Raw genomic sequence first — 25686 nt, 5'->3', positions numbered from 1 at the left:
TGCGAGAAAGGTGATGGCCACCAGAGAAAGGACGCAGGATCATGGGAATCGGAACCGGAATAGTGCTCTTCGTCATCGGCGCGATTGTCACCTTCGCGCTCAACTTCGATGTCAGCTGGGCCGACCTCGACCTGATCGGCTACATCCTCATGGGAGCCGGCTTCGTCGTCTTCGTCATCTCGCTCGTGCTCGTCATGCGCAAGCGGTCGAGTGTGGAGACGATCCGTCACGTCGACGGGGCCGGTGAGCGCATCACCGAGCACGAGAGGCGTGCAGACAGCAGCAACAGCGACCCGCTCGTCTGATCCCGCGGAACTGAAGTCCCCCAAAGCAGGCCTCTCGTACTGCGCGTCGTCACCGCGCGCAGCGGATCAGGGGCAACGGCCCGGCGGCCCTGTCGCCGGGCTTTTGCCGTGCCGGTGACGTGCTCGGTTACGCGGTGATGTCGATTTCGCGCAACAGGTCGGCCTCGATCGCGGTGCGCACCTTCTCGAGCAGGCCATCCGGAACCGGAGAATCGACGGTCAGCACGCTGAGCGCCTGGCCGCCGGCGACCTTGCGGCTCACCTGCATGCCCGCGATGTTGATGCCGGCGTCACCGAACTCGCGACCGAAGATCGCGACGATGCCTGGTCGGTCGGTGTACACCATGACGATGAGGTGGTCGGCGACCGGAACCTCGACGTCGTAGCCGTTGATGCCGACGATCTTCTCGATCTGCTTCTGGCCGGTGAGCGTTCCGGAGACCGAGATCTCGGTGCCGTCGGCGAGGCCGCCGCGAATGGTCAGGAGGTTGCGGTACTCGTCGCTCACCGGGTCGGTCACGAGGCGCACCGGGATGCCGCGCTGCTCGGCCAGCAGCGGTGCGTTCACGTAGGAGACGGATTCGCTCACGATGTTCGTGAAGTAGCCCTTGAGCGCGGCGAGCTTCAGCACGTTGACGTCGAACTCGACGATCTCGCCGCGCACCTCCACGTCGATGCTCGTGACCGGGCTGTCGGCGAGCCCGCTGAACACCTGGCCGAGCCTCTCCATGAGCGGGATTCCCGGACGCACCGTCGGGTTGATGACCCCGCCTGCGACGTTCACGGCATCCGGAACCAGTTCGCCGTCGAGGGCGAGCCGCACCGAGCGGGCGACCGAGACGCCGGCCTTTTCCTGCGCCTCCTCCGTCGACGCACCGAGGTGCGGGGTGAGGATGATGTTGTCGAGGCCGAGCAACGGTGAGCCGGTCGGCGGCTCGGTCACGAACACGTCGAGGGCGGCCCCGGCGATGCGCTTCGTCGAGAGCGCCTCGAAGAGCGCGTCCTCGTCGATGATCCCCCCGCGGCTGCAGTTGACGATGCGCAAGGAGGGCTTGGCCCTGGCGAACTCCGCTGCGCCGATGAGGCCGGTCGTCTCGGGCGTGCGCGGGATGTGGATCGTCACGAAGTCGGAGAGCTCCATGACCTCCTCGAGGCTCGCGAGCTGCACGCCGAGCTGCTGGGCGCGTGTCGGCGTGACGTAGGGGTCGTAGGCGATGATCGTCGCGTCGAAACCGGCGAGGCGCTGGGCGACGAGGGTGCCGATCCGGCCGAGGCCGATGATGCCGATGGTCTTCTCGAACAACTCTGCGCCGGTGAACGCGGAGCGCTTCCACTCCCCTGCCTTCGCCGAGTGGTTGGCATCCGGGATGTGACGCGCGAGCGAGAGCAGGTGGCCGATCGCGAGTTCGGCCGCCGAGACGACGTTCGAGGTGGGGGCGTTCACGACCATGACCCCGGCTTCGGTCGCCGTCTTGATGTCGACGTTGTCGAGGCCGACACCGGCCCGTGCGATGACCTTGAGCTGCCGGCCCGCCGCGATCGCCTCGGCGTCGACGTGCGTCGCCGAGCGGATGAGGATGGCGTGCGCCTCGGGCATGGCTGCGAGGAGCGCCGCGCGGTCGGTACCGTCGACGGAGCGGATGTCGAAGTCCGGTCCGAGGGCATCCACCGTCGCCGGTGAGAGCTCTTCTGCAATGAGTACGACGGGTTTCGACACGGCAGGTTTCGACAAGACGGCGCTCCTTGCGATTGCGGCAGGCAATGATGGGTGCGCCGCGACCGTGGGGCGCCAGATTTCACCACTCTAGTGGTTGGCTCGCTGCCCGAGCCATTCTGTGACGCGGCCGGCCGGGATCAGGAGAGCACGCCGACGAGCTCCGCAAGGCTGAGGCTCACGGCGGCGACGACACCGAGGCCGGCGAGCAGCACGATCGCAAGGATGCCGACGTTGCGCTTGCGGGCGACCACGAGCGCGAGTCCGAACACGACGGGCGGGAGCAGGAGGTTGGCCACGAGCACGGCCCACGGGATCGCGATCGTGTTGAGCCCGATGAGCGTCGCGTTCTCGTTGTACTTCGATATCTGGGTGGCAACGCCGAAGAGGTCGGAGATCGCCTCGAACAGGTCCCAGACGTAGACGAGGGCGAACAGGACGATGACGGTGAGCCGGAACCAGGGCAGCTTCTTCGCGGATCCCGCCTCGGGCTTGCCTCCTGCCGCCTTCCCACGCGCCGGGGATACCGGGTGTGCTGCCGGTTCGCGGACCACCTGCTTCTGGTCGGGTGCCTTCCGCGCAGCCTCCGCTGCCGGGCCGCGGTCGGCCGCCGGGGTTTCGTTCTTCGCCATCCGTCTCTCCCCTATCCGCCGAGAATGAACGGCCATGGCGCGAGCACGAGCACTCCGACGAAGAGCCAGAACAGTCGCCACGCGGGCTTTCTCAGGAGCAGCCACACCGCACCCGCCCACAGGAAGGGGCTCACGATCGCGAGGAATTCGCCGAGCTGGTACATGATGACCGGGAACACCCCGGCGACCGGCACCGAGTGCGAGAAGGCGTGGATGCCCCAGCCGATCGCGTACAGAAGGTATATCCCCGCCAGTATGCCGAACACGATGAGGAGGACGGATCCCAGTCCGGTCTTCGCCTCCCCCGTCGGCGGGGCGGCTTTCGCCGCATCCTTCGTGGATGCCGGCGCCGCGACGTGGGTGGGGTCGGTCTCACCGGCCCAGCTCAGTGCCTCGTCGTCAGGATCCGCGCCCATGCAGAAACCCTATCGCCCCAGTGCCTGTCCCAAATGAAGGCATTCGGCGACATGCGCTACGTGTTCACGGGCAACTGCGGGCGGGACCAACTGAAATGCCTTCATTTGGGACGGGCGTATGGTGAGGGGATGCCCGGCGACCGCATGCTCAAGGCCATGAACGGGCTCAACCGGATGGCGCAGCGGCTGAGCGGCGGACGGATCGGCTGGGAGCTGCGTGGCATGCCCGTACTCGAGCTCACGACGACAGGTCGGAAGTCCGGACAGCAGCGCACCACCCTGCTGACCTCACCCCTACAGGTCGGCGACAGCTACATCGTCGTGGCCTCCCGCGGCGGGGAAGACACGCATCCGGCCTGGTTCCTGAACCTGCGGGATAACCCCGAGGTAACCGTCGGCGTGCAGGGACGCCCTGCACGACCGATGACGGCACGCATCGCCACGGCGGCCGAGCGCGCCGACCTGTGGCCGCGCGTCACTGCCCGCCACCCCCACTACGCCGCCTACCAGGAGCGAACCGACCGCGAGATCCCGCTCGTCCTCCTCAGCCCGCGACCCGCGGATTAGAGTCACCGGCGGCTCCCTTCGTGACGCCGACTACGTCGGCTCCTCAGGGAGCGAAGCAGGGAACGGTGACCTACCGCGCCGCAGTACCCTCGGTGTAGTCGTCGTCCTTCTGCTTCCACGCGAAGAGCTTGCGCAGCTCGCGTCCGGTCGCCTCGATCGGGTGGTCCTCGCCCTTCTTGCGCAGCGCCATGAACTCGGGCGCCCCGGCATCCTGGTCGGCGATGAAGCGCTCCGCGAACGCCCCGGACTGGATGTCGTCGAGCACACCCTTCATGTTCTCCTTGACGTGCGGGTCGATGACCCGCGGACCGGAGACGTAGTCGCCGTACTCGGCCGTGTCGGAGACGCTCCAGCGCTGCTTGGCGATGCCGCCCTCGTTGATGAGGTCGACGATGAGTTTGAGCTCGTGCAACACCTCGAAGTAGGCGACCTCCGGCTGGTAGCCGGCCTCGGTGAGCGTCTCGAAACCGTACTGGATGAGCTGCGAGACGCCGCCGCACAGCACCGACTGCTCGCCGAACAGGTCGGTCTCGGTCTCCTCGGTGAAGGTCGTCTTGATGCCGCCGGCACGCAGGCCACCGATCGCCTTCGCGTAGCTGAGCACGAGCGGCCAGGCGTTACCGGTCGCGTCGTTCTCGACCGCGACGATGACCGGAACGCCACGCCCGGCCTCGAACTCGCGGCGGACGACGTGCCCTGGTCCCTTCGGGGCGACCATGATGACGTCGACGCCCGCCGGAGCCTCGATGTAGCCGAACCGGATGTTGAACCCGTGCCCGAAGACGAGGGTGTCGCCCTCGGCGAGGTTGTCTTTGATGTCGGCGGCGTAGAGACCGCGCTGGTGCTGGTCGGGGGCAAGGATGACCACGACATCCGCCCACTTCGCCGCCTCCGCGGACGGCAGTACGGTGAAGCCGGCCTCCTCGGCCTTCTGCTTCGACTTCGAGTCGGGCTTCAGCCCGATGACGACCTCGACGCCGGAGTCGCGCAGGTTCTGGGCGTGGGCGTGGCCCTGGGAGCCGTAACCGATCACCGCGACCTTCTTGCCCTGGATGATGGAGAGGTCGGCGTCCTTGTCGTAGAAGATCTCGGCCATGGGGTTGTGCTCCTTGCTTCTGGGTTTTCGGTTGGTGGGTCTCGACGGGCTCGACCGGAGAGTGCTGGACTCGACCGGGGAGGGGGAACTGCTAGTTCTTGTAGACGCGCTCGGTGATGCTCTTCGACCCGCGCCCGATCGCGAGGAGGCCCGACTGGGCGATCTCCTTGATCCCGTAGGGCTCGAGCACGCGCAGCAGCGCCTGCGTCTTGGCGGTGTCGCCGGTGACCTCGATCACGAGGGCATCCGTCGCGACGTCCACGATCCGCGCGCGGAACAGGTTCGTCGCCTCGAGGATCTGGCTGCGCGTCGTGTTGTCGACCTTGACCTTGATGAGCAGGTGCTCCCGCTCGACGGTCTGGGTCGGGTCGAGTTCCACGATCTTGATCACGTTGACGAGCTTGTTGAGCTGCTTCGTGACCTGCTCGAGCGGGCCCTGCTCGACATCCACCACGACGGTGATGCGGGAGAGCCCTGGGATCTCGCTCTTGCCGACCGCGAGCGACTCGATGTTGAACCCGCGGCGGGCGAACAGGCCGGCGACGCGCGTGAGCAGGCCGGGCTTGTCTTCGACGAGCAGCGACAGGACGTGGCTCATGGCTACTCCTCCTCCCATTCCGGCGCCTTGTCGCGCGCGTACTGCACGCTCGAGTTCCCGACCCCCTGCGGGACCATCGGCCACACCATGGCGTCCGCGCTCACGATGAAGTCGATGACGACGGGCCGGTCGTTGGTCGTATTGGCGAGCTTGATGGCCGCATCCACCTCTTCCTGCTTCGTGACCCGGATGCCGAGCGCGCCGTACGCCTCGGCCAGCTTCACGAAGTCGGGGATCATGACGGTGTCCGCGCCGGTGTTCAGGTCGGTGAAGGCGTGGCGGCCGTTGTAGAACAGGGTCTGCCACTGCCGCACCATGCCGAGCGAGGAGTTGTTGATGATCGCGACCTTGATCGGGATGTTGTTGATCGTGCAGGTGGCGAGCTCCTGGTTGGTCATCTGGAAGCATCCGTCGCCGTCGATCGCCCACACCGTGCGGTCGGGGTTGGCGACCTTCGCCCCCATCGCGGCGGGGACGCCGTAGCCCATGGTGCCGGCGCCGCCCGAGTTCAGCCAGGCGTTCGGCCGCTCGTACTTGATGAACTGGGCGGCCCACATCTGGTGCTGGCCGACGCCCGCGGCATAGATCGCCTCCGGGCCGGTGATGGCGCCGATGCGCTCGATGACGTACTGCGGGGAGAGCAGCCCGTCATCCGGGTCGTCGTAGCCGAGCGGGAAACGCGTCTTGAGCTCCTCGAGACGCGCCCACCAGGCGGCGATGTCCGGTTTCGTCTTCCTGACCGCCTCGGTGTAGGCCTCGGTGAGATCGGCGATGACATCTTTGGCATCGCCGACGATGGGAACATCTGCGACCCGGATCTTGGAGATCTCAGCCGGGTCGATGTCGACGTGCACGACGGTCGCATCCGGCGCGAACTCGCTCGGCTTGCCGGTGACCCGGTCGTCGAAACGGGCGCCCAGCGAGATGAGCAGGTCGGATTCCTGCAGCGCGAGCACCGCGGGCACCGTGCCGTGCATCCCCGGCATGCCCAGGTGCTGCTTGTGCGAGTCGGGGAAGGCGCCGCGGGCCATGAGCGTCGTGACGACGGGGACGCCGGTCTTCTCGGCGAGCGCGAAGAGCTCCTTCGACGCCTCGGCGCGGATGACACCCCCACCCACGTAGAACACCGGTCGCTTCGCCTCGGCGAGCAGTTTCGCCGCTGCCTGGATCTGCTTCCCGTGCGCTTTGGTCACCGCGCGGTAGCCGGGAAGGTCGACCGCCGGCGGCCAGATGAACGGCGCGCTGTTCTGCTGCGCATCCTTCGTCACGTCGACGAGCACGGGGCCTGGCCGACCGGTTGTGGCGATGTGGTACGCGGCCGCGATCGTGGCCGGAACATCCTCTGGGCGCGTGACGAGGAAGGAGTGCTTGGTGATCGGCATGGTGATGCCGACGATGTCGACCTCCTGGAACGCGTCCGTTCCCATCGAGGTGGAGAACACCTGGCCGGTGATCGCGAGCAGCGGCACGGAGTCCATGTGGGCGTCCGCGATCGCCGTCACGAGGTTGGTGGCGCCGGGTCCGCTCGTCGCGATCGCCACGCCGACCCTGCCGGTCGAGGAGGCGTAGCCTTCTGCTGCGTGGCCGGCGCCCTGCTCGTGACGGACGAGGATGTGGCGGATCGTCGTCGAGGACATGAGCTCGTCGTAGAACGGCATGATGGCGCCGCCGGGCAGCCCGAAGACATCCTTGACGCCGAGCTTCTCGAGCGAACGGAGGATCGCGCCGGAGCCGGTGAGGACTTCCGGCTTGGCGGTGGCAGCCGGTGTCTTCTTCGGCGGCAGGAGCGGCGTAGCGGACCTGGCCGCGGGGGGCACGGGTTTCGATTCCGTGGGCATGGGGTGTGTCCTTTGTGGTTGTCTGTCCGGTCGTCCGCCGTGGGCGAGAACGAAGGCGCGCCGCTATCCGGTGATCGCGCCCTCAGCTGCTGAGTGCACGAGCTTCGAATACTTTGCGAGAACGCCACGGGTGTAGCGCGGAGGAAGCGGAGCCCAGCCGGTGCGGCGAGCTTCGAGCTCTTCAGGCTCGACCAGTAGATCGAGGGAGCGAGCTGCGATATCGACCCGTATCAGATCACCATCGCGCACGAAGGCGATGGGACCTGCGTCCACCGCTTCGGGAGCTATGTGGCCGATGCACAGGCCGGTTGTGCCGCCTGAGAATCTGCCGTCCGTCAAGAGTAATACATCTTTGCCGAGCCCTGCGCCCTTGATGGCTGCCGTGATGGCGAGCATCTCGCGCATCCCCGGCCCGCCCTTGGGCCCTTCGTACCGGATGATGACGACGTCGCCCTTGGCGATCTTCCCCTCGGTGAGGGCGTCCATGGCCGCGCGCTCGCGCTCGAAGACGCGCGCGGGGCCTTCGAAGACATCGAGGTCGAAGCCCGCGGTCTTGACGACGGCGCCCTCCGGAGCGAACGACCCGTGCAGGATGGTGAGGCCGCCCGTCGCATGGATGGGATTGTCGAGCGTCCGCAGCACCTCGCCGTCGAGCGGCAGCGGGTCGAGCTCGGCGAGGTTCTCCGCGACGGTCTTTCCGGTGACGGTGAGGGCGTCGCCGTGGATGAGCCCGGCATCCAGGAGCGCCTTCATGACGACGGGAACACCGCCGTGCCGGTCGACGTCGTTCATGACGTACTTGCCGAAGGGCTTGAGGTCGCCGATGTGGGGGGTCTTGTCCCCGATGCGGTTGAAATCGTCGAGGGTGAGCTCGACATCCGCCTCGCGGGCGATCGCGAGCAGGTGCAGGACGACGTTGGTCGAGCCGCCGAAGGCCATGGCGACGGCGATCGCGTTCTCGAACGCCTTCTTGGTGAGGATGTCGCGGGTCGTGATGCCCAGACGCAGCATGTTGACGACGGCTTCACCGGAACGGTGCGCGAAGTAGTCGCGGCGGCGATCGGCTGCGGGCGGGGCGGCGGACCCGGGAAGGCTCATCCCGAGGGCCTCGGCGACGCTCGCCATGGTGTTCGCGGTGTACATGCCGCCGCAGGCTCCCTCGCCCGGCGCGATCGCGCACTCGATGCGGTGGGCGTCGATGGCGGACATCGTGCCGGCCTTGACCGCGCCGACGGCTTCGAAGGAGTCGATGATCGTGACGTCCTTCTCGGTGCCGTCGGAGAGCTTGACCCAGCCGGGCGCGATGGACCCGGCGTAGAGGAACACCGAGGCCAGGTCGAGGCGGGCTGCGGCCATGAGCATCCCGGGGAGCGACTTGTCGCATCCGGCCAGCAGCACGGAGCCGTCGAGGCGCTCGGCCATCATGACGGTCTCGACCGAGTCGGCGATGACCTCGCGGGAGACGAGCGAGAAGTGCATGCCCTCGTGGCCCATCGAGATGCCGTCGGAGACCGAGATCGTGCCGAACTGCAGCGGGTAGCCGCCGCCGGAGTGCACGCCCTCCTTGGAGGCCTGGGCGAGCCGGTCGAGGCTCAGATTGCAGGGGGTGATCTCGTTCCACGAACTCGCGATGCCGATCTGCGGCTTGTCCCAGTCGGCGTCGCCCATGCCGACCGCGCGGAGCATCCCGCGCGAGGTCATGGCTTCGATCCCGTCGGTGACGACACGCGAGCGGGGCTTCAGATCATGCTCAGGCATGCACCCGAGTCTAGAACTTCCCCGCATTCGGGTTCTTCGGTGCTTGGTCGTCCTACTACTCGCGGCGAACGGGTCACGGTGGCGGAGCGTCGTCCTCACCGCGCTCGCGCTGCGCCTCCTCGACCGCCCGCTCGAGCTCGTCGACGAGCAGCGACCCCGGCGCGACGACTCCGGTGCGGTAGCCTGCGCGACCCACCATGTGCGCGGAGATCGGCGCGGTCATCATCTGGAACAGCAGGATCGCGAGGAGGACGAGCACGGTCGTCCAGCGCCGCTCCTGCAGGGCGATCGCCCCGAGGATGAAGATGAGCCCGAGGATCTGCGGTTTGGTCGTCGCGTGCATGCGCGCGATCGCATCCGGGAACCGCAGGAGGCCGACACCGGCCGCGAACGACAGGAACGCGCCGAGTACGAGGCAGATCCCGGTGAGGATGTCGAGCACGAGGTCGAGGTTCACTTGCTCCCCCTTCTCGACACGTAGCGCGCGACCACGACCGCGCCGAGGAACGCCGCCGCGGCGAGCACGAGCATCGCCGTGAGGTTGCGCGTGTGCCCGTTGTAGACCATCTCGGCGCCCATGGCGCAGATGATGGTCGTGAGCAGCATGTCGGAGGCGATCATCCGGTCGAGGATCGACGGCCCCCGCGCGATCCGATACAGCGCCATGACGGCCGCGGCGGTCAGCAGCACCCCGACGACGAGGAACACCCACTCGGTCATGAGCCGGCCCCCCGGTTCGCCGGATCGGCGGCGCGGATGCGCTCGAGATCGGCCTTCGACCCGATCGCCCGCACGATGCGCGCTTCGACGACGAGCACTTTCCTGCGCATCGCCTCGACATCCTCCTGCGTCTCGGTCGCGAAGGTGTGCAGGTACAGGACGGAGCGTTCCCGGTCGGCCTCGACGACGAGCGAGCCCGGCACGAGCGACATCGCGATCGCGTCGAGCGTCATCACGAGGTCCGACCGCGTGCGCAGCTGGATGCCGATGACCGAGGAGTGTGGGATGGGTTTCGGCCAGAGCGCCTGGAACGCCACCTGGAAGGAGGCGATCGCGACGTCGAGGAAGAAGTGGGCGAGGAACACGAGCACGTACCACGGGTTGACCCGCCCGGAGAGCTCGATCGCCGGCAGGTAGAAGACGCGAGTGACGACGATGGCGACCACGATCCCGGTGGCGAGGCTCAGCCAGGTGAACTGCCCCCAGAGCACCATCCACAGCACGACGAGCGCGACGAGCAGCGGCAGCTGCTGCCACAGGCGCTGGCGCACCTCGCGGCTGTCGGCCCCCAGCTCGTTGTCCTTCTCCCCCGGCGCAGTCTTCTCCAGCGCGGTCTTCTCCGGCACGGTCTTCTTCGGCACGATCTCCTTCCCTGCGCTCATTCCGACTCCCCCGTGACGACGAGGGTGATGTAGTACTCGGGGCCGTCGATGTTGTCGCCCGCACGCGAGCTCACGTCGTAGAGCGGCCCGGCGAACACCGTGAGCGCGACACTCAGCGCGACCATGGCCGCCGTCGCCCCGACCATGATGCGCGGGATGCTGCGCGCCGACCGCACCTCGGTCATGACTCCCACGTGGCTGAGTACCGGAAGCGGATTGTCGTAGTCGGCCACCTCGTCCGCGTCACGCCAGAACGTCATGTTCCAGGCCCGGGTGAGCGCGTACAGCGTGAGCAGCGAGACGAGCGCACCGGATGCGATGAGCACCCAGGCGAGGATCGAGCCGTCCTGGGCCCCCGCTTCGAACAGCGCGAGCTTGCCGAGGAACCCGGAGAACGGCGGGATGCCGCCGAGACTCAGCATGGGGATGAAGACGAGCACGCCGATGAGCGGGGAGGCCTTGAGCATCCCGCCGAGCCGGTTGATGGAGGTCGTGCCGCCCTGGCGTTCGACGAGCCCCACCCCGAGGAAGAGCGTCGTCTGCACCGTGATGTGGTGGATGACATAGTAGGTCGCGGCGGAGAGCCCAGCCGCCGTGCCGAGCCCGATTCCGAACAGCATGTAGCCGATGTGACTCACGAGGGTGAAGGAGAGGAGCCTCTTGACGTCCGCCTGCGCGACGGCGCCGAGGATGCCGACGATCATGGTGAGCGCGGCGACGATCATGATGGGTATGCCGAGCTCGTCGCCGGGGAACATGATCATCTCGGTGCGCATGATCGCGTACACGCCCACCTTGGTGAGGAGGCCGGCGAAGACGGCGGTGACCGGCGCAGGTGCGGTCGGGTAGGAGTCGGGCAGCCAGAACGACAGCGGGAAGACAGCCGCTTTGATACCGAAGGCGACGAGCAGCATGACGTGCAGCACGAGCTGGATGTCGTGCGGCAACTCCCCCAGCCGAATCGCGAGCTGGGCGATGTTCACCGTGCCGACCGCGGCGTAGATCATGGCGATCGCCGCGAGGAAGATGATCGAGGAGACGAGGCTCACCACGATGTAGGTGATGCCCGCGCGGATGCGAAGCTCCGTACCGCCGACGGTGATGAGCACATAGCTCGCCACGAGCAGGATCTCGAAGCTCACGTACAGGTTGAACAGGTCCCCGGCGAGGAAGGCGTTGAAGACGCCCGTCGCGAGGATGAGGTAGGTCGGGTAGTAGATCGACACCGGGGTCTCCCGGTCGCCGTCGGCGAGCCCTTGCCCGACCGAGAACACGAGCACCGACAGCAGGACGGCGGCCGACACGACGAGGAGCAGTGCGGCGAGCCGGTCGACGACGAGCACGATGCCGATGGGGGCGTCCCAGCCGCCGATCGCGACCGCGATCGCACCGTCGGCGTCGACGGCGAACAGCAGGATGACGCCGATGGCGAGAACGGCCACCAGCACGCCGACCGCGATGAGGGTCTGGACTCTCGGATGCTTCGCCTGGGTGAGCGCGACGGCCGCGCCGAGCAGCGGCAGCAGGACGACCAACGGGACGAGGATATTCACGGCAGTCCACCACCCTCGTCGCCACGGCCCTCGGCGCCCTTGCCACCGCGGTCGCCGCTATCGGCGCTGTCGGCACCCTCGAGCGATTCCTCCTCGAGCCGGCGCAGCTCATCCAGCCTGCGCAACTCCTCGAGGCGCGCCACCTCTTCCGCCCGTTCCAGTTCCTCGAGGTCGACCGCGGTGGAGACGGCGGCGGTCGCCCGCGTTCCGAACTCGGTGTCGTCGCTCGCGAGCTCCGGTTCCGCCGCGACCGAGACGTCGCGGCGGCCGACGGCGACGTCCTCGGTGTCGTCCTCGACGACATCCGCGTGGGCGAGCCGCCACGAGCGGTAGATGAGCGCCATGAGGAAGGCGGAGACCCCGAAGGTGATGACGATCGAGGTGAGCACGAAGGCCTGCGGGAGCGGGTCGGCGAGCGGCTCAGTCTCGCCGTGGAACGGGGCGGCACCCGCGCGGCCGGAGACCACGAGGATGAGCAGGTTGGTCGCGTTGCCGACGAGCAGGAACCCGAGCAGCACGCGCGTCATGCTGCGCTCCAGGAGCAGGTAGACGCCGCCGGCATAGAGCACCGCCATGACGGCGACGAGCACGAGGGAGACGCTCATATCGTGCTCCCCTCTTCGAGTTCTTCGCTCGCGTCCTCCTGCTGGCGGTCGACCTCGGCGCCGAGGCTCCTCAGCACGTCGAGCACCATGCCGATGACGACGAGGTACACCCCGATGTCGAAGATGGTGGATGTCGTGAACTCGAGGTGGCCGAGAACGGGTACCGTCGCCTCGAACCACGTCGAGGTGAGGGCATTCGCGCCGAAGAGCAGCGGAGCGGTCGCGGTACCGGCGGCCAGCAGCAGGCCGACGCCGAGGAGGCGCCCGGCATCCACCGGGGCGGCCGCCCCGAGCTCGTAGCGGCCTCCGGCGAGGTAGCGCCCGGCGAGCGCGAGTCCGGCGACGAGGCCGCCCGCGAACCCGCCGCCGGGCGAATTGTGCCCGGTGAACAGGATGAACACCGAGACGACCACGACGGCGTGGAAGAGGAGCCGGACGACGACCTCGAGCAGGATGGAGCGATTCTCCGGTGCGAGCTTGAGCCCGGCGAGCAGCCAGGCGTTGCGGATCGACGGGTCCTGCACGCCCGGCACGTACTCCGCGGCGACGGTCTCGCGCACCGGGCGGAGGCGGGAGCGCAGGCTGCGCCCCACGGCATCCGGGACCCGGGGCAGGTTGTCGGTGCGGCTGCGCAGGAACACGAGACTCGCAACGCCGGTCGCCGCGGCGATGAGCACCGAGAGCTCCCCGAGGGTGTCCCAGCCGCGTACGTCGACGAGCACGACGTTGACGACGTTGCTGCCGTGCCCCACCTCGTACGCGAGGTCGGGCAGGTCGAGTGAGATCGGCAGGGCGGTGCGAGCGCCGAGGGCGACGATCGCGACGGCCGCCATCATGAGCCCGAGGCTCACGCTCACGATCGCGCGAACCGCCCGGTGCGCCGTGCCATGGGTCTGGCCGAGCCGGGCCGGGAGCCTGCGCAGCACGAGCACGAAAGCGATGAGCGTGACGGTCTCGACGAGCACCTGGGTGAGGGCGAGGTCCGGGGCGCCGTGGAAGGCGAAGAGCGCCGCCATCCCGTAGCCCGTGACACCGACGAGGAGTGCTGCGGCGAAGCGCTTGTCGGCCCTCGTCAGCGCGACGGCGGCGACCGCCATGATTCCCCCGATCGCGAGTTGTGCCGGGCTGTCCCAGAGCCGCCACTCGGCAGGCCAGGTGCGGTTGAGCACGAGCGTCGTCCCCACCGAGCCGACGAGGGTGAGCAGGATGACGCCGAGATAGAACGGGAGCGAGCCGCGCTGCGTCGTCGAGGTCACCCGGGCGGCGAGCCGGTCGAGTCCGCGCATCGTCTTGCCGTAGAGCTCGCTCGCGTTGACGACGGGAGGCAGTTTCGCCTGGGCCGCCGCGACGGGGACGCGGGCCCAGAACAGGGCGAGCCCGGCGAGGAGTGTGAGCGCCGAGACGAGGAGCGCTGCATCGAAGCCGTGCCAGAGGGCGAGGTGATAATCGCGCGCATCCGGCGGGAAGAGCGCCGGGTAGCCGGCGAGCAGGTCTCCCACGAGCCGGAACAGCGGGGCCAGCACGATCCCGGCGACCGCGAGGACTGCGGGCGAGGCGAGGAACGACACACTCTCGTGCACCGGGCGGACCTTCTCGACACCACTCTTGCGGGCGAAGGCGCCCCACAGGAACCGCGCGCTGTAGGCGACCGTGAGGGTCGAGCCGAGGGCGATGCCGACGAGGACGATCCAGCCGGCCACAGCACCGGGAGCAGAACCCGCTGCGGCTCCCGCTCCACCCTGTGCCGCATCCAGGAACGCGCTCAACACGGTCTCCTTGGCGACGAACCCGGCCGTGAACGGCACACCGGCCATCGAGAGCACGGCAAGCGCACCGACGATCGTGAGCACCGGCGCCTCGCGGCCGAGCCCGGAGAGCTTGCGCAGGTCGCGCGTTCCGGCCCGGTGGTCGATGATCCCGACGACGAGGAAGAGCGCGGCCTTGAAGAGCGCGTGCGCGAGCAGGAGTGCGACCCCGGCGAGCGCTGCCGTGCGCGTGCCGAAACCCGTGACGACGATGAGGAAGCCGAGCTGGCTCACCGTGCCGTGCGCGAGAAGGAGCTTGAGGTCGTGCTGGCGGAGGGCACGCCATCCGCCGACGAGCATCGTGGCCAGGCCGAGCCCGAGCAGCAGCGGATGCCACCCCGGTGTCGCCGAGAACCCTGGCGCCAGGCGCGCCACGAGGTAGATCCCGGCCTGCACCATCGCCGCCGCGTGCAGGTAGGCGCTCACCGGGGTCGGCGCCGCCATCGCCGCGGGCAGCCAGAAGTGGAACGGGATGATCGCCGACTTGCTGAGCGCGCCGACCAGAATGAGGATCACGGCGGCGACCACGAGAGGCGCGCCGAGGTCGAGCCGGCCATCCTGCGCCATCGCCACGAGCTCGGAGACACGGGAGGTCCCGGCAGGCACCGAGAGCATGACGAGGCCGACGAGCATCGCCAGGCCGCCCGCCGTCGTCACGATGAGGGCCTGCAGCGCGGCGCCCCGGCTCGCGCGCCGGCCGGTGTAATGACCGATGAGCAGGTAGGAGAAGACGCTCGTCGCCTCCCAGAACACGAACAGCAGGAATACGTCGTCGGAGATCACGAGTCCGTACATCGTGCCGGTGAAGGCGAGCAGCACGGCTGCGAAACGGCCGAGGCCCTCCTCGGCATCCGTGAAATACCACGCGCAGTAGAGGAGCACGAGCGCCCCGATGCCGGTGACGACGAGGGCGAGCAGCCAGGACAGCGTGTCGACGCGCACCGCGAGGCTCACCGCGAGCTGGGGAATCCAAGGAATGACCTCGGCGGGCGGCGAGCCGGCCAGGATCGCTGGGGTCTGCGTGAGCGTGAAGACGAATGCCGCGGCGGGAATGAATGCGAGCCCGACGAAGATCCTTCGGCCGAGCCAGCGGGTCAGCGGAGGTACGACGAGGGGGGCCAGGGCGAACACGATGAGGAATGCGAGCACGATTCCTCCCAGAGCGTCAGTGCGGCAGGCGCTCGGCGCATGGAATTACCCCGAAGTTGTGTTCATCCGCAGCACGATTCTACCGGGGCTATGGGGCGATCCGCTCTCGGTATCGCACGAGCAGGCCGAGCAGTTCCGCCACGGCCTCCGGGTCATCGACCCGCCGGGTCGCCCTGGTATCCCCGGCTCCGACCTTTACACCGAGGTCGTCTCCGGCGAGCACCGCGAAGCCGTCCTCATCCGTCACGTCGTCGCCCACGAACAGCACGGCGGATGCTGCGGTGCGGTCGCGAAGGACCTGGAGCGCCGTTCCCTTGTCGGCCGTGCGCACCGTGAACTCCAGGATGTCCTTGCCATAGCGCTCGGCGATGCCCTCGCCGCCGGCCAGGGACCTGACCGCGGCGAGCGCCTCTCTCCTTACGGCCGCGGCATCCTCCGGCGATGCCGTCCGCGTGTGGAGCCCGCAGCCGGCGGGCTTCTCCTCGACGCGCACGCCCGGATACCGCGTGGCGACCCCGGCGACGGCCCCGTAGAGACGACCGAGCAGATCGAGGTCCTCTGCTGAGAGGTCGGGGCCGGACTCCTCGCCGTCGATGCGCAGCTCCGCCCCGTGCGAGCCGACGAGCAGCAGTTCCGACGGCAGCTGGGCAACCCGCTCCAGGCTCGCGATCGCACGGCCGGAGACCACCGCGACGCGGGTCGCGGGCAGCCCGGCGAGAGCCACGACGGCCGCACGGGCCGCCGGCAGCGCGCGGGCGGCATCCGGGTCGTCGACCGTCGGTGCGAGCGTCCCGTCGAAGTCGAGCGCGACGAGCAGGGCGGGGGCGCCTGCGATGCGCTGGAGGTCGGCACGCAATCCGGGCTCGAGACCCGACCCGGGATCCTGTGGCGATGGGCTTGCCGGCTCGGCACTGCTGTCGCTCATGCCTCGGAACTCGAGTCCGCACCCGCACCTGCACTCGCACTCGCACTCGCACTCGCGACGATCGCATGGTGATGCACCAGCACGTGCAGGAACCCGCTCGACCATTTCTCCACATCGTTCTCGAAGACGCGTTTGCGCAGGTATCGCATCCGCGACTCGCGCTCGCGTGCCGGTAGCTCGATGGCCGCCATGATGGCATCCTTGAGCCCGTCGATGTCGTGCGGGTTGACGAGTACGGCGCGGGTGAGCTCGTCGGAGGCGCCGGCGAACTCGGAGAGCACCAGCACCCCGTCACTGTCGAAGCGCGAGGCGACATATTCTTTCGCCACGAGGTTCATCCCGTCGCGCAGGGCCGTCACGAGCATGACGTCCGCCGCGAGGTAGAGGGCGACCATCTCGTCGCGCGGGTAGTTCTGGTGGTGGTAGCTGATCGCCTGGTGCCCGATCTCCGAATAGTCGCCGTTGATGCGCCCGACCGTGAGCTCGATCTCGTCGCGCAACTGCATGTAGCTGAGCACCCGCTCCCGGCTCGGGCTCGCCACCTGCACCAGGATGACCTCCTCGGGGTTGACCCTGCCCTCGGCGAGCAGCTCGCCGTAGGCCTCCAGACGATGCCGGATGCCCTTGGTGTAGTCGAGCCGGTCGACGCCGAGCATGATCGTCTTCGGGTTGCCGAGGTCGCCGCGGATCTGTCTCGCCCTCGCCCGGATGTCCGGCCGCGCCGCCGCCTCCCGGTAGAAGGCGGCGTCGATCGAGATCGGGAACTTCTTCGCGATGACGGTGCGGGAGGCCTGCCCCCGCTTGATCGGCCCGTACACCCGCACCCCCGGCGACGTGTCTACGAGGGGAACCTCGATGTGCGATCCCTTCGTCGCGTACCCCTTGAGGCGGCGCACCGCCTGCTGGAAGTTGCCGGCATCGGCGTCCCGCTGGAAACCGACGACATCCGCCCCCAGCAGCCCTTCGACCACCTGCGTGCGCCAGGGCAGCTGCGAGAACAGTCCGTACGGCGGGAACGGGATGTGGTCGAAGAACCCGATCGTGAGGTCGGGGCGGAGCTCGCGCAGCAGCTTCGGGACGAGCTGCAGCTGGTAGTCCTGCACCCAGACGAGTCCGCCCTGAGCCGCCACCTCGGCGGTGCGGTCGGCGAACCGGGTGTTCACGAGCCGATAGGTGTCCCACCACTCACGGTGGAACGACGGGGCGGCGATGACATCGTGGTAGAGCGGCCACAGGGTGTCGTTCGAGAAGCCCTCGTAGTAGTGCTCCACCTCGAGCGCGCTGAGGGGCACCGGCACGAGGTGCATTCCGTCGGTGTCGAAAGGCTCCAGATCGAGGTCGGCCTGGCCCGGCCAGCCCACCCACGCCCCGTCGCGCGACTGCATGACCGGCTCGAGCGCGGCGACGAGTCCGCCGGGCGACTGCGTCCAGCGCTGACGGCCGTCGCCGCCGACGACGCTGTCGACCGGGAGACGGTTGGAGACGACGACGAAGTCGTAGAACCGTTCCTCCGCATCCGGGCGCGTCGTCATTCGAGGGTGCTTCCGTCCTGTTGCACGCCGGGGAACCCCCACGACGGCATCCACCAAGGCTACCAGCGGGCCCGGAACTGCACCCGGGGAACCCGGAGCCCGCGTGCGAGGGCGCCTGAGGCCCGCAGCTGGCCGCGCCTGCGCCCCGATCCGGGCGGCCCCGTACACTGGAACCGATGATCAGGATCGGAATGAGCACATCGGCGGTCTACCCGCTGCCCACCGAGAACGCCTTCCGGCTGGCCAGGCTCGCGGGTTTCGACGGTGTCGAGGTCATGGTCACCAACGACGAGGTGACTCAGGATGCGCGTGCCCTGCTCGAACTCTCCGACCGGTACGAACTGCCCATCCTGGCCATCCACGCCCCCGTCCTGCTGCTCACCCACTTCGTCTGGGGGCGCGACCCACGCGTCAAGCTCGAGCGCTCCGCCGAACTGGCGCGCTCGGTCGGCGCGTCGACCGTCGTCGTGCATCCGCCGTTCCGCTGGCAGGCGCAGTACGCGCGCGACTTCCTGCGGATCGTGCGTGAGACCGCAGGCACCTACGGCGTCGAGATCGCCGTCGAGAACATGTTCCCCTGGAAGCTCGCGCGGCAGAACCTCAAGGCCTACGCGCCAGGCTCGGACCCGACCACCATGGACTGCGACGCCATGACCCTCGACTTCTCGCACGCTTCCCTCTCCGGCCGCGACTCGCTCGAGCTCGCGATGGCCATGGGTTCGAGGCTGCGGCACGTGCACCTGTGCGACGGTTCCGGCTCGATGGACGAAGGGCGCATCTTCGACGAGCACCTGCTGCCCGGACGCGGGAACGAACCCGTCGCCGAGGTGCTCGAATACCTCGTGGGTCAGGACTGGCACGGTTCTGTCGTCGCGGAGGTGAACACCCGCAAGGCGCGCACAGAGGATGCCAGGCTCGAGCTGCTGCGGGAGACCCTGGCGTTCGCGCAGGCCCACCTCGGCACCGAGCGAAGGAAGCATTTCTGGCATCCGCGCCCCGCCGATGCGGTCGGCGCGATTCGCCGTGCGGGGCGCCGCGCGCTCGCGGCGTTGCGCTCCTCCGACTGACCGCCCTCCGGCCGACCCCCTCCGGGCGACCCCTCCGGGCCTCCTCGGGGAACCTGCCGGGAACCTCAGCCGACACTCACCGGTACGAGCCCGAGCGCCCATGCCCGGCGCGTCCGCCGGATCGCGAAGAGTCCCACGAGCACGCTCCCGATGCCGAACAGCGCGAGCACGAACGCCGCGCCCAGCACCTGACCGGGCGCACCGCCGGCGATGATCCCCTGCATCCCGGACATCCCATAGGTGAGCGGCAGCAGTGGACTCACCCACTGGAACGGCGTCGCGAGCAACTGCACGGGATACAGTCCACCGGTCGCCGTCACCTGCACCGCGAGCACGAAGAGCGAGACGACGAGACCGCCGCGACCCAGACCGATCGTGAGCAGGTGGTGGAACGCCGTGAAGGCGATGGCCATGAGCAGCGAGAACCCGAGGGTCGCCGGCAGCGCAGTCCAGCTCACCCCGACGACCGTGTGCAGGAGCGCGACGAGCAACAGTGCCTGGGCGGCCGTGACCGCCCCGGCCCGGGCCAGCGCGTCGAAGACCAGCCGACCGTTCCCGGCGGTGGAGGCCAGCTCCCTGCGGTTGACCGGGCGCAGCACGAGAAACACCGCGAGGGCCCCGACCCAGAGGCCGAGCGGAATGAAGAACGTCGAGATGGACTGGCCGATCCCCGACACCTCGTTGTCCCGGGTGACGGTGAGCGAGACCGGGTCGGCGGCCACCTCGGCCGACACCGCAGCGGCGTCGCCATCCGCGGCCGGCAGCTGCGCCGCGCCGGCCGCGAGGCCGTCGGCGAGCTCTGTAGCACCCTCGGCGAGAGACCCGGCCCCCGCGGAGGCCTTCGACGCTCCCCCGGTCAGGCTGCCGAGCCCGGCCGCGAGCGACTCCGCCCCCGACCTCAGGTCGGCAGAGCCCGAAGCGATCCTCGCCGCACCAGCAGCGCTCTCGGCGATACCCGCACTCACCCCGCTGATCGCCCCGGTCGTCCGGGCCGAAAGGGTCGCACCACCGGATGCCGCCGCGCTCAACTGCGCACTCAGCGCATTCACCGTCGCGAGAGCGGTGGCGTCGTCCGGGTCGGCCTGCAGGTCCGCGTTCGCCACGGCGAGTTGCGCGGCGATCGCCGAGACCGATCCGGTGAAGTTCGCGACGCCGGTACCGATTCCGCCGAGCCCGGCCGAGCCGGCCTTCAATCGGGTGAGACCGGCGCTCAGCCCGTCCACGCCACCGGTGTACGCGCGCATCCCTGCGGCGAAGTCCTCGGCGCCTCCGTGCGCGGACGCCACTCCATCCGCCAGCGCCGACAGTCCACTGCTCAGGTCGGATGCACCGCCCGACAGCGCCTCGGCCCCGCCCGCTGCGTCGCCGAGCGACGCGCCCAGTCGCCCGACGCTCGAGTAGACGCCCTCGATGTACTGCGCCGTGATCGCGGTACCGAAGGTGTTCGCCATCGACTCGCCGACCGACTGCGCGAGAGCACCCGTGAGGTAACTGTGCGCGTCGTCTGTGGTGATACCGAGGTCGGCACGCGTGGGGTCGCTCGAGCTGAGCGACAGGATCGAGCGGGAGAAGTCATCCGGGATCGTGAGCACCGCGTACACGTCGCCCTTGGCGAGCGCCGCCTTCGCGCCGGCCTCATTCGTGACGAGCCAGTCGAATCCAGCCGAACCGCCGGTGAGTTCGGTCACCAGCTGGCGGCCGGCGAACATCGGGCTCCGGGTGCCGTCCTCGGCGGTCGTGTAGACGAGGGTGTCGTTGTTGACGATCGCGGCCGGAATGCGGTCGAGCGCGGTGTCGGCCTGCGAGAGCGCGCCGACGAAGAGCCCCGCGAACGCGAGCGGTACGAGCACCACCGCGGCGATCCCCAGCCACCGGGAGCCCCCAAGCCCTCGGCCACGTCGTCCACCGCCGCCCGTCACGGTTTCGGGTGTCATCGTGCTCATGAGTAACTGCCTCCCGTGCTGTCGGATGCGATGCTGTCGATTGCCGTGCTGTCGGATGCCGTGGGCCCGGCTGGCGATGCGGTCGCCTGGTCCCTGTCGAGGTCGAGTCGGACGACCGCGCGGCCAGCGACGGCTGCCACCGCAAGCGGCTCGGTCGAACCGACGACGATCGTGGTGTCGGCCCGGGCGATGGTCGCCACGGCGTCGAGGAACGCCTGTTCCTCCTCCGGGCCCGGAAGGTACTCGGATGCGTCGAGCATGACGACCGCCGGCGACTCGGCGAGTGCCACGCTCGCGAGCGCGATCGCCCGCTCGAGACGGGGTACGGTGCGAAGTCCGGCATCCGGTGCGATCGGCGAAACGGCCGACACCCGCCGCATCCACTCCGCGGTGGCGCGACCGGTGATCCAGCTCCGGTACCAGGGCAGTGTCACACGGAGCCGCTCCTCCACGAGCTCGCGCCAGGTCGGATCGGCCCAGGCGGCGGAGTCCCCTGCGGAACGATCTGCTCCGCCCACGTCGATCATCGCCACGCGACGGGCGACGCGGTCGACCTCGGAGGGCAGAGGATGCCCCGCCACCTGCGCCCGGCCGCCGACTATCCCGAGTCGCCCCGCGAGCGTCGCGGCGAGCATCCGGCGATCGGCGGCCGGGCCGTTGACGAGCAGCACAGAGCCCTCGGGGACCGCGATACCGATCGGCCCGACCCTCGACGAGGCGGTACCCGCGACGAGCCCTTCCGCCGTGATCGCCATGCCTCGCTGTTTGCGCGCCCAGGCGTCCGCGGTGATGTGCGCGCGCAGGCTCTCACCCTCGATGTCGACATCGGGGAGGACCCTGCCGAGCCAGGCCGGCATCCACCACGCCGCCCTTCCCATGAGCGCCATGAGCGCCGGGCCGAGTGTCATCCGCACGAGGAACGCATCGAAGGCTATCCCCGTGGCGAGCCCGAGGGCGATGGGCTTGATCATGCCGGAGCCTTCCGGAACGAACGCGAAGAAGACGAAGAACATGATGAGTGCTGCTGCGGTCACGACGCGCGCGCCGTTCGCGAAACCGCGCGGGATCGCGGCCCTCGCGTCGCCGTCGCCGCGACGTCTGCCGTGGACGAACTCCTCGCGCATCCCCGAGACGAGGAAGACCTCGTAATCCATGGCGAGGCCGAAGAGCACCGCCATGAGGATGATCGGCATGAAGCTGAGGATCGGCCCAGCGCGTTCGAGCTGTACGAGGTCGCCCAGCCAGCCCCATTGGAACACCGCGACCGTGACGCCGAATGCGGCGACCACGGAGAGCAGGAAGCCGAGTGCGGCCTTGACCGGAACGAGCACCGACCGGAACACCATCATGAGCAGCACGATCGAGAGCCCCACCACGACAAGGCCGAACGGAACGAGAGCTGCGCTCAGCCGGCTCGAGATGTCGATGCCGACGGCGGTCGTCCCGGTAACCCATACCGCTGTGCCGTACTCATCCTCGATCGCGGGGGCGAGGTCGCGGATCGCCTGTACGAGTTGCTTCGTCTGCTCCGCCTCGGGGGCGCTGCCCGGCACGACCTGGATGATCGCGGTGTCGAGGCCGGCATCCGGAAGCCCCTGGCTGACCCACGCGACGTCGTCAAGGCTCCGCAGTCGGTCCGCGATGCCGTCGAGATCGTCGACGATGTCGGTCGTCTGGGTGATGTCGACCGCAACGATGAGCGGACCGTTGTAGCCGGCGCCGAAGCCTTCGCTCACGAGGTCGTAGGCCTGCCGCTGGGTGGAGGCGGCCGGCTCCGAACCGCCGTCGGGCAGGCTCAGTTGCAGGTCGAGGGCCGGGATCGCGAGCACCCCGAGCAGTCCGACGACACCGACCGAGGCGAGGATCGGATGCCGCAGCACGGCGGTCACCCATCGCAAGCCCATGCTGCCACCACGTCGGCGTGTTGTGGTCCCAGCGCCCGCAGAAGCCTCGGTGTCGCCGTCGGGCACGATCCCGCCTTCCGCGAGCGCGAGGGCCCGACGCGCGGCACGGGAGCCCGGCTTCGGACGCAGGCGCTCACCGGCGACACCGAGCATGGCCGGCAGGAGTGTCGTCGCGACGCCGATGGCGATGAGCACGGCGAACGCGGCCCCGATGCCCATGACGCTCAGGAACGGTATACCGACGACGAGCAGCCCGAGCAGGGCGATGATGACGGTCACTCCCGCGAAGACGACCGCACTCCCCGCGGTGCCGACCGCTTTCGCCGCGGACTCTTCGAGACCCTCCCCCGCCGCGAGCTGATTGCGATGCCGCGACAGGATGAAGAGCGTGTAGTCGATGCCGACCGCGAGCCCGATCATGAGCGCCAGCAGTGGCGCCGAGCTCGAAATCGTCGTGAACGCGGATGCCGTGGTGATCCCGCCGATCACGATCCCGACCCCGATGAGGGCGCTGAGCAGCGGCATCCCGGCGGCGAGCAGCGAGCCGAAGGTCACGAGGAGCACGATCCCGGCGAACACCACGCCGAAGACCTCGGTGACGGTGATTCCGAAGCTCGTCTCCTGGAAGACCTGACCGCCGAACTCGACGCGCAGGCCGGCATCTTCGGCGATCGAGGCGGTCGCCGTGAGCTCGTGGAGCATCGCATCGGTCACCTCGGTCGACGCGCCGTCGAACTGGATGCGCGTGATCGCCATCGACCCGTCGTCGCTCAGCTGCTTGCCCGCATACTCGTCGAAGGGGGTGGTCACAGAGTTGATGCCGGGGATGGCGCGGATGTCCGTCGCCATCCGGTCGATCGCTTTCTCGTAGGCGGGGCCAGTGATGTCGTTCCCATCCGGGGCGACGAACACTGCCTCGGCACCCGCACCGGCGACCTCGGGGAAGACTGCTTCCAGCCGATCGAGTGCCTGCTGAGACTCGGTACCGGGAATCGCGAACGATTCCTGGCTCTGCCCGCCGAGGGCGATACCACCGCCGAGGATCGCGACGAGGAGCACGAGCCAGGTGGCGATCACCCGCCAGGGGCGCCGGAAGGAGAACCGGCCGAGCCGGTAGAGAAGGGTCGCCACGTCGTTACTCCTGGTGTGCTGGAACGGGTACGGAGGCGAGAAGCTCGCTGAGGATCGTCACGAGTGCGCTTCGTGTCTCGTCCTCCGGGGCGGACTCGAAGCCCATGGCGTGCTGCGCGACGAGCATGTAGGCGGCACCGCCGAGGGCGACGCCGAATCGCATCCGGTGCTCGGTCGTCGGTGCGGCGGAAGCGAAGAACTCTGCGAGGCGCTGGACGAGCTCGTTGGCGCGATCGACGACAGGGACATCCACCAGGGAGGGGCCCTGATTGATGAAGAGGTGCACTTCGAGTCGGTGGGCGAGCAGGAAGTCGACGAACTCGATGATGAATTCGTTGCGGCTCTCCTTCGTGACGGGCCGGGTCGCCAGGGTTTCGAGGATCCTGCTGATCTGTTCGATCGCCGGCGCCACGGCGGCTTCGAGCAGAGCGTCTTTCGAGGCGTAGTGGTAGAGGACGCTCGACTTGGAGAGACCGGCGAGGTCGGCAATGCGATGGAGCGAGGTGGCTGCGTAGCCTGCTGTGGCGAACTCTTCGAGCGCGATCGTGCGCAGGTCTTCTGCACTGGTGGACATGTGATCAACGCTAGCTGACCGATCGGTCAGAAACTGTCCGATCGGTCAGTTTTAGGGTGAATTCTCAGGTGTCGACTGCCCCGGGACGCCCTCCGTCGCAGTTGGTGGCAGCGTCAGCCGGCAGCGCTTCTTCGAAGATGCTCGATGAGTGTGCTCTTGGTCTGCAGCAGTATGGGTGCCTGCGCCGGGTCGACCGTGGGAGGCGGAATGAGCCAGAATGCGGATCCGCGCCGCTCGATCTCCCAGTGGTTGTTGTGCAGTTGCAGGTGATGGAACCGGCACAGCAGCACTCCGTCGTCGACATCCGTTCGCCCGCGGTCGCGTTTCCACTGTTTCGTGTGATGCGCTTCGGTGAAGGCGGGTGGCCGGTCGCAGCCGGGCCAAAGACATCCGCCGTCGCGCACCGCGAGCGCTTCGCGCTGGCGGCGATCGTAGAGCCGGCTCGTTCGCCCGAGGTCGAGCGGCGTGCCGTTGCGATCAAGGGTCAGTTCGATCGCGTCGCCGTCGCACAGGATGCGCTGAATCGTCGCGGCTGATACCACCTCGCCATTACCCTCGATCACACCGAATCCGCCCGCCGACTCCGCGTCGCCGGCACCGTCGGCAGCATCGTCGGCATCGTCGGCATCGTCAGCAGTATCGCTGCACGCAGTATCGACAGTGGTGACGATCTTGACGAGCGTGCGCAGTTTCGGCTGCATCTTCTGAGGGTCGACGCCTGCCCCGAGCTTCACGAGTTCGAGGAGTCCGTCGAGCGTCAGGCGCTCGGTCGTGCGCGGGTCGTCGATGATGGCCTTCGCTCGAGCGATGTCGTCGGGTCTCGTAAAGCGCGGACCACCGCGCCGCGGGCTCGTGTAGGGGTCGAGCGCCGTCGTCAGGATGGCCGCCGATTCCGGGTCGACCTGGCCGCTCAGTCGCCACATGCCGTCGGGTTGCGGAAACAGTTTCAACCCGCCTCGGTCGTAGAGTTCCTGCTGCCTGGCCTGGATGCCATCGAGGTCGATGAGTTCCCGCTCGACCCGCGCCGCCTTGTACAGCCGGTCGGCGCTGAGGTCTGATTTCTCCCGGATGAGCCGCTCGGCCACGTCGCTGAGCATTTCCCCGGCGATGGTCTCGGTGGGCTTGCCGAGTCCGCGTCGGAGGGCGTCGGCGCTGTCGATGCTGAGGGTCCCGCGGGTGATGGCTTGGCAGA

Annotated in this window: 22 protein-coding genes; 3 read left to right on the top strand and 19 right to left on the bottom strand. The window is 68.6% G+C overall.

What is annotated here, in order from left to right; all coding sequences use genetic code 11:
* Positions 1–41: 41 nt before the first annotated feature.
* Complete coding sequence (locus ABD678_RS13465) at positions 42–305, top strand: DUF6458 family protein (RefSeq protein ID WP_344757616.1); 264 nt, start codon at positions 42–44, stop codon at positions 303–305.
* Between the two features lie 127 nt (positions 306–432).
* On the opposite strand, the gene serA is transcribed toward ABD678_RS13465, so the two are convergent.
* The 3 genes from serA to ABD678_RS13450 all read right to left on the bottom strand — a co-directional run bounded on the left by serA (position 433) and on the right by ABD678_RS13450 (position 3067).
* Positions 433–2022: a phosphoglycerate dehydrogenase gene (gene serA / locus ABD678_RS13460; protein WP_344757673.1), complete on the bottom strand. Its 1590-nt coding sequence runs from the start codon at positions 2020–2022 to the stop codon at positions 433–435.
* A 137-nt stretch (positions 2023–2159) separates the two neighbouring features.
* Positions 2160–2651 (bottom strand): hypothetical protein, encoded by a 492-nt coding sequence (locus ABD678_RS13455; RefSeq protein WP_344757615.1) that lies wholly within the window; start codon positions 2649–2651, stop codon positions 2160–2162.
* Between the two features lie 11 nt (positions 2652–2662).
* The gene (locus ABD678_RS13450; protein ID WP_344757614.1) at positions 2663–3067 is read right to left on the bottom strand and encodes a hypothetical protein; all 405 of its coding nucleotides are present in this window, start codon (positions 3065–3067) and stop codon (positions 2663–2665) included.
* A gap of 129 nt (positions 3068–3196) precedes the next feature.
* Between ABD678_RS13450 and ABD678_RS13445 the strand changes: the two genes are divergently transcribed.
* Positions 3197–3634: a nitroreductase family deazaflavin-dependent oxidoreductase gene (locus tag ABD678_RS13445; RefSeq protein WP_344757613.1), complete on the top strand. Its 438-nt coding sequence runs from the start codon at positions 3197–3199 to the stop codon at positions 3632–3634.
* Positions 3635–3704: 70 nt separating this feature from the next.
* On the opposite strand, the gene ilvC is transcribed toward ABD678_RS13445, so the two are convergent.
* From ilvC to ABD678_RS13385, 12 genes are all read right to left on the bottom strand, one after another.
* On the bottom strand, positions 3705–4730 hold the full coding sequence (gene ilvC, locus ABD678_RS13440; RefSeq protein ID WP_344757612.1) for a ketol-acid reductoisomerase: 1026 nt from the start codon (positions 4728–4730) through the stop codon (positions 3705–3707).
* A 91-nt stretch (positions 4731–4821) separates the two neighbouring features.
* Positions 4822–5328 (bottom strand): acetolactate synthase small subunit, encoded by a 507-nt coding sequence (ilvN, locus tag ABD678_RS13435; RefSeq protein ID WP_344757611.1) that lies wholly within the window; start codon positions 5326–5328, stop codon positions 4822–4824.
* Positions 5329–5330: 2 nt separating this feature from the next.
* A complete protein-coding gene (locus ABD678_RS13430) occupies positions 5331–7166 on the bottom strand; it encodes an acetolactate synthase large subunit (protein ID WP_344757610.1) in 1836 nt (611 codons plus the stop codon).
* A 63-nt stretch (positions 7167–7229) separates the two neighbouring features.
* The gene (gene ilvD, locus ABD678_RS13425) at positions 7230–8924 is read right to left on the bottom strand and encodes a dihydroxy-acid dehydratase (RefSeq protein ID WP_344757609.1); all 1695 of its coding nucleotides are present in this window, start codon (positions 8922–8924) and stop codon (positions 7230–7232) included.
* 73 nt (positions 8925–8997) lie between these two features.
* Positions 8998–9381 (bottom strand): monovalent cation/H(+) antiporter subunit G, encoded by a 384-nt coding sequence (gene mnhG / locus ABD678_RS13420; protein WP_344757608.1) that lies wholly within the window; start codon positions 9379–9381, stop codon positions 8998–9000.
* Positions 9378–9644, bottom strand: coding sequence for a monovalent cation/H+ antiporter complex subunit F (locus ABD678_RS13415; RefSeq protein ID WP_344757607.1), 267 nt, complete (start codon positions 9642–9644; stop codon positions 9378–9380). The genes mnhG and ABD678_RS13415 overlap by 4 nt, the downstream gene beginning before the upstream one ends.
* Positions 9641–10306, bottom strand: a complete 666-nt coding sequence (locus tag ABD678_RS13410) for a Na+/H+ antiporter subunit E (RefSeq protein ID WP_344757606.1) — start codon at positions 10304–10306, stop codon at positions 9641–9643. The genes ABD678_RS13415 and ABD678_RS13410 overlap by 4 nt, the downstream gene beginning before the upstream one ends.
* Positions 10303–11859 (bottom strand): Na+/H+ antiporter subunit D, encoded by a 1557-nt coding sequence (locus tag ABD678_RS13405; protein ID WP_344757605.1) that lies wholly within the window; start codon positions 11857–11859, stop codon positions 10303–10305. Before ABD678_RS13405 ends, ABD678_RS13410 begins: the two co-directional genes overlap by 4 nt.
* Positions 11856–12464, bottom strand: coding sequence for a Na(+)/H(+) antiporter subunit C (locus ABD678_RS13400; protein WP_344757604.1), 609 nt, complete (start codon positions 12462–12464; stop codon positions 11856–11858). Before ABD678_RS13400 ends, ABD678_RS13405 begins: the two co-directional genes overlap by 4 nt.
* Positions 12461–15418 (bottom strand): Na+/H+ antiporter subunit A, encoded by a 2958-nt coding sequence (locus ABD678_RS13395; RefSeq protein ID WP_344757603.1) that lies wholly within the window; start codon positions 15416–15418, stop codon positions 12461–12463. Before ABD678_RS13395 ends, ABD678_RS13400 begins: the two co-directional genes overlap by 4 nt.
* Positions 15419–15506: 88 nt before the next feature.
* Entirely contained in the window at positions 15507–16343 is an 837-nt protein-coding gene (gene otsB, locus ABD678_RS13390) for a trehalose-phosphatase (RefSeq protein ID WP_344757602.1), read from the bottom strand.
* On the bottom strand, positions 16340–17875 hold the full coding sequence (locus ABD678_RS13385) for an alpha,alpha-trehalose-phosphate synthase (UDP-forming) (RefSeq protein ID WP_344757601.1): 1536 nt from the start codon (positions 17873–17875) through the stop codon (positions 16340–16342). Before ABD678_RS13385 ends, otsB begins: the two co-directional genes overlap by 4 nt.
* A gap of 176 nt (positions 17876–18051) precedes the next feature.
* On the opposite strand from ABD678_RS13385, the gene ABD678_RS13380 reads away from it, so the two are divergent.
* The gene (locus ABD678_RS13380; protein WP_344757600.1) at positions 18052–18942 is read left to right on the top strand and encodes a sugar phosphate isomerase/epimerase family protein; all 891 of its coding nucleotides are present in this window, start codon (positions 18052–18054) and stop codon (positions 18940–18942) included.
* 65 nt (positions 18943–19007) lie between these two features.
* On the opposite strand, the gene ABD678_RS13375 is transcribed toward ABD678_RS13380, so the two are convergent.
* The 4 genes from ABD678_RS13375 to ABD678_RS13360 all read right to left on the bottom strand — a co-directional run.
* A complete protein-coding gene (locus ABD678_RS13375) occupies positions 19008–20885 on the bottom strand; it encodes a YhgE/Pip family protein (RefSeq protein ID WP_344757599.1) in 1878 nt (625 codons plus the stop codon).
* The gene (locus tag ABD678_RS13370) at positions 20882–23920 is read right to left on the bottom strand and encodes an MMPL family transporter (RefSeq protein ID WP_344757598.1); all 3039 of its coding nucleotides are present in this window, start codon (positions 23918–23920) and stop codon (positions 20882–20884) included. The genes ABD678_RS13375 and ABD678_RS13370 overlap by 4 nt, the downstream gene beginning before the upstream one ends.
* A gap of 4 nt (positions 23921–23924) precedes the next feature.
* Positions 23925–24494 (bottom strand): TetR/AcrR family transcriptional regulator, encoded by a 570-nt coding sequence (locus tag ABD678_RS13365; protein WP_344757597.1) that lies wholly within the window; start codon positions 24492–24494, stop codon positions 23925–23927.
* 113 nt (positions 24495–24607) lie between these two features.
* The coding region (locus ABD678_RS13360; RefSeq protein WP_344757596.1) for an HNH endonuclease signature motif containing protein at positions 24608–25686 on the bottom strand (1079 nt) is incomplete at its 5' end.

It is taken from the genome of Leifsonella bigeumensis (genome assembly GCF_039537265.1).
Taxonomy (GTDB): Bacteria; Actinomycetota; Actinomycetes; order Actinomycetales; family Microbacteriaceae; genus Terrimesophilobacter; species Terrimesophilobacter bigeumensis.
The sequence above is the reverse complement of the archived record's forward strand: the minus strand, read 5'-3'. Positions and strand labels throughout refer to the sequence as shown.

Bases quoted from the DNA above. Each gene is read 5' to 3' on its own strand.
- ABD678_RS13465 (WP_344757616.1), top strand. From the start codon at position 42: ATGGGAATCGGAACCGGAATAGTGCTCTTCGTCATCGGCGCGATTGTC.
- ABD678_RS13455 (WP_344757615.1), bottom strand. From the start codon at position 2,651: ATGGCGAAGAACGAAACCCCGGCGGCCGACCGCGGCCCGGCAGCGGAG.
- ABD678_RS13450 (WP_344757614.1), bottom strand. From the start codon at position 3,067: ATGGGCGCGGATCCTGACGACGAGGCACTGAGCTGGGCCGGTGAGACC.
- ABD678_RS13445 (WP_344757613.1), top strand. From the start codon at position 3,197: ATGCCCGGCGACCGCATGCTCAAGGCCATGAACGGGCTCAACCGGATG.
- ilvC (WP_344757612.1), bottom strand. From the start codon at position 4,730: ATGGCCGAGATCTTCTACGACAAGGACGCCGACCTCTCCATCATCCAG.
- ilvN (WP_344757611.1), bottom strand. From the start codon at position 5,328: ATGAGCCACGTCCTGTCGCTGCTCGTCGAAGACAAGCCCGGCCTGCTC.
- ABD678_RS13430 (WP_344757610.1), bottom strand. From the start codon at position 7,166: ATGCCCACGGAATCGAAACCCGTGCCCCCCGCGGCCAGGTCCGCTACG.
- ilvD (WP_344757609.1), bottom strand. From the start codon at position 8,924: ATGCCTGAGCATGATCTGAAGCCCCGCTCGCGTGTCGTCACCGACGGG.
- ABD678_RS13415 (WP_344757607.1), bottom strand. From the start codon at position 9,644: ATGACCGAGTGGGTGTTCCTCGTCGTCGGGGTGCTGCTGACCGCCGCG.
- ABD678_RS13410 (WP_344757606.1), bottom strand. From the start codon at position 10,306: ATGAGCGCAGGGAAGGAGATCGTGCCGAAGAAGACCGTGCCGGAGAAG.
- ABD678_RS13400 (WP_344757604.1), bottom strand. From the start codon at position 12,464: ATGAGCGTCTCCCTCGTGCTCGTCGCCGTCATGGCGGTGCTCTATGCC.
- otsB (WP_344757602.1), bottom strand. From the start codon at position 16,343: ATGAGCGACAGCAGTGCCGAGCCGGCAAGCCCATCGCCACAGGATCCC.
- ABD678_RS13385 (WP_344757601.1), bottom strand. From the start codon at position 17,875: ATGACGACGCGCCCGGATGCGGAGGAACGGTTCTACGACTTCGTCGTC.
- ABD678_RS13380 (WP_344757600.1), top strand. From the start codon at position 18,052: ATGATCAGGATCGGAATGAGCACATCGGCGGTCTACCCGCTGCCCACC.
- ABD678_RS13375 (WP_344757599.1), bottom strand. From the start codon at position 20,885: ATGAGCACGATGACACCCGAAACCGTGACGGGCGGCGGTGGACGACGT.
- ABD678_RS13365 (WP_344757597.1), bottom strand. From the start codon at position 24,494: ATGTCCACCAGTGCAGAAGACCTGCGCACGATCGCGCTCGAAGAGTTC.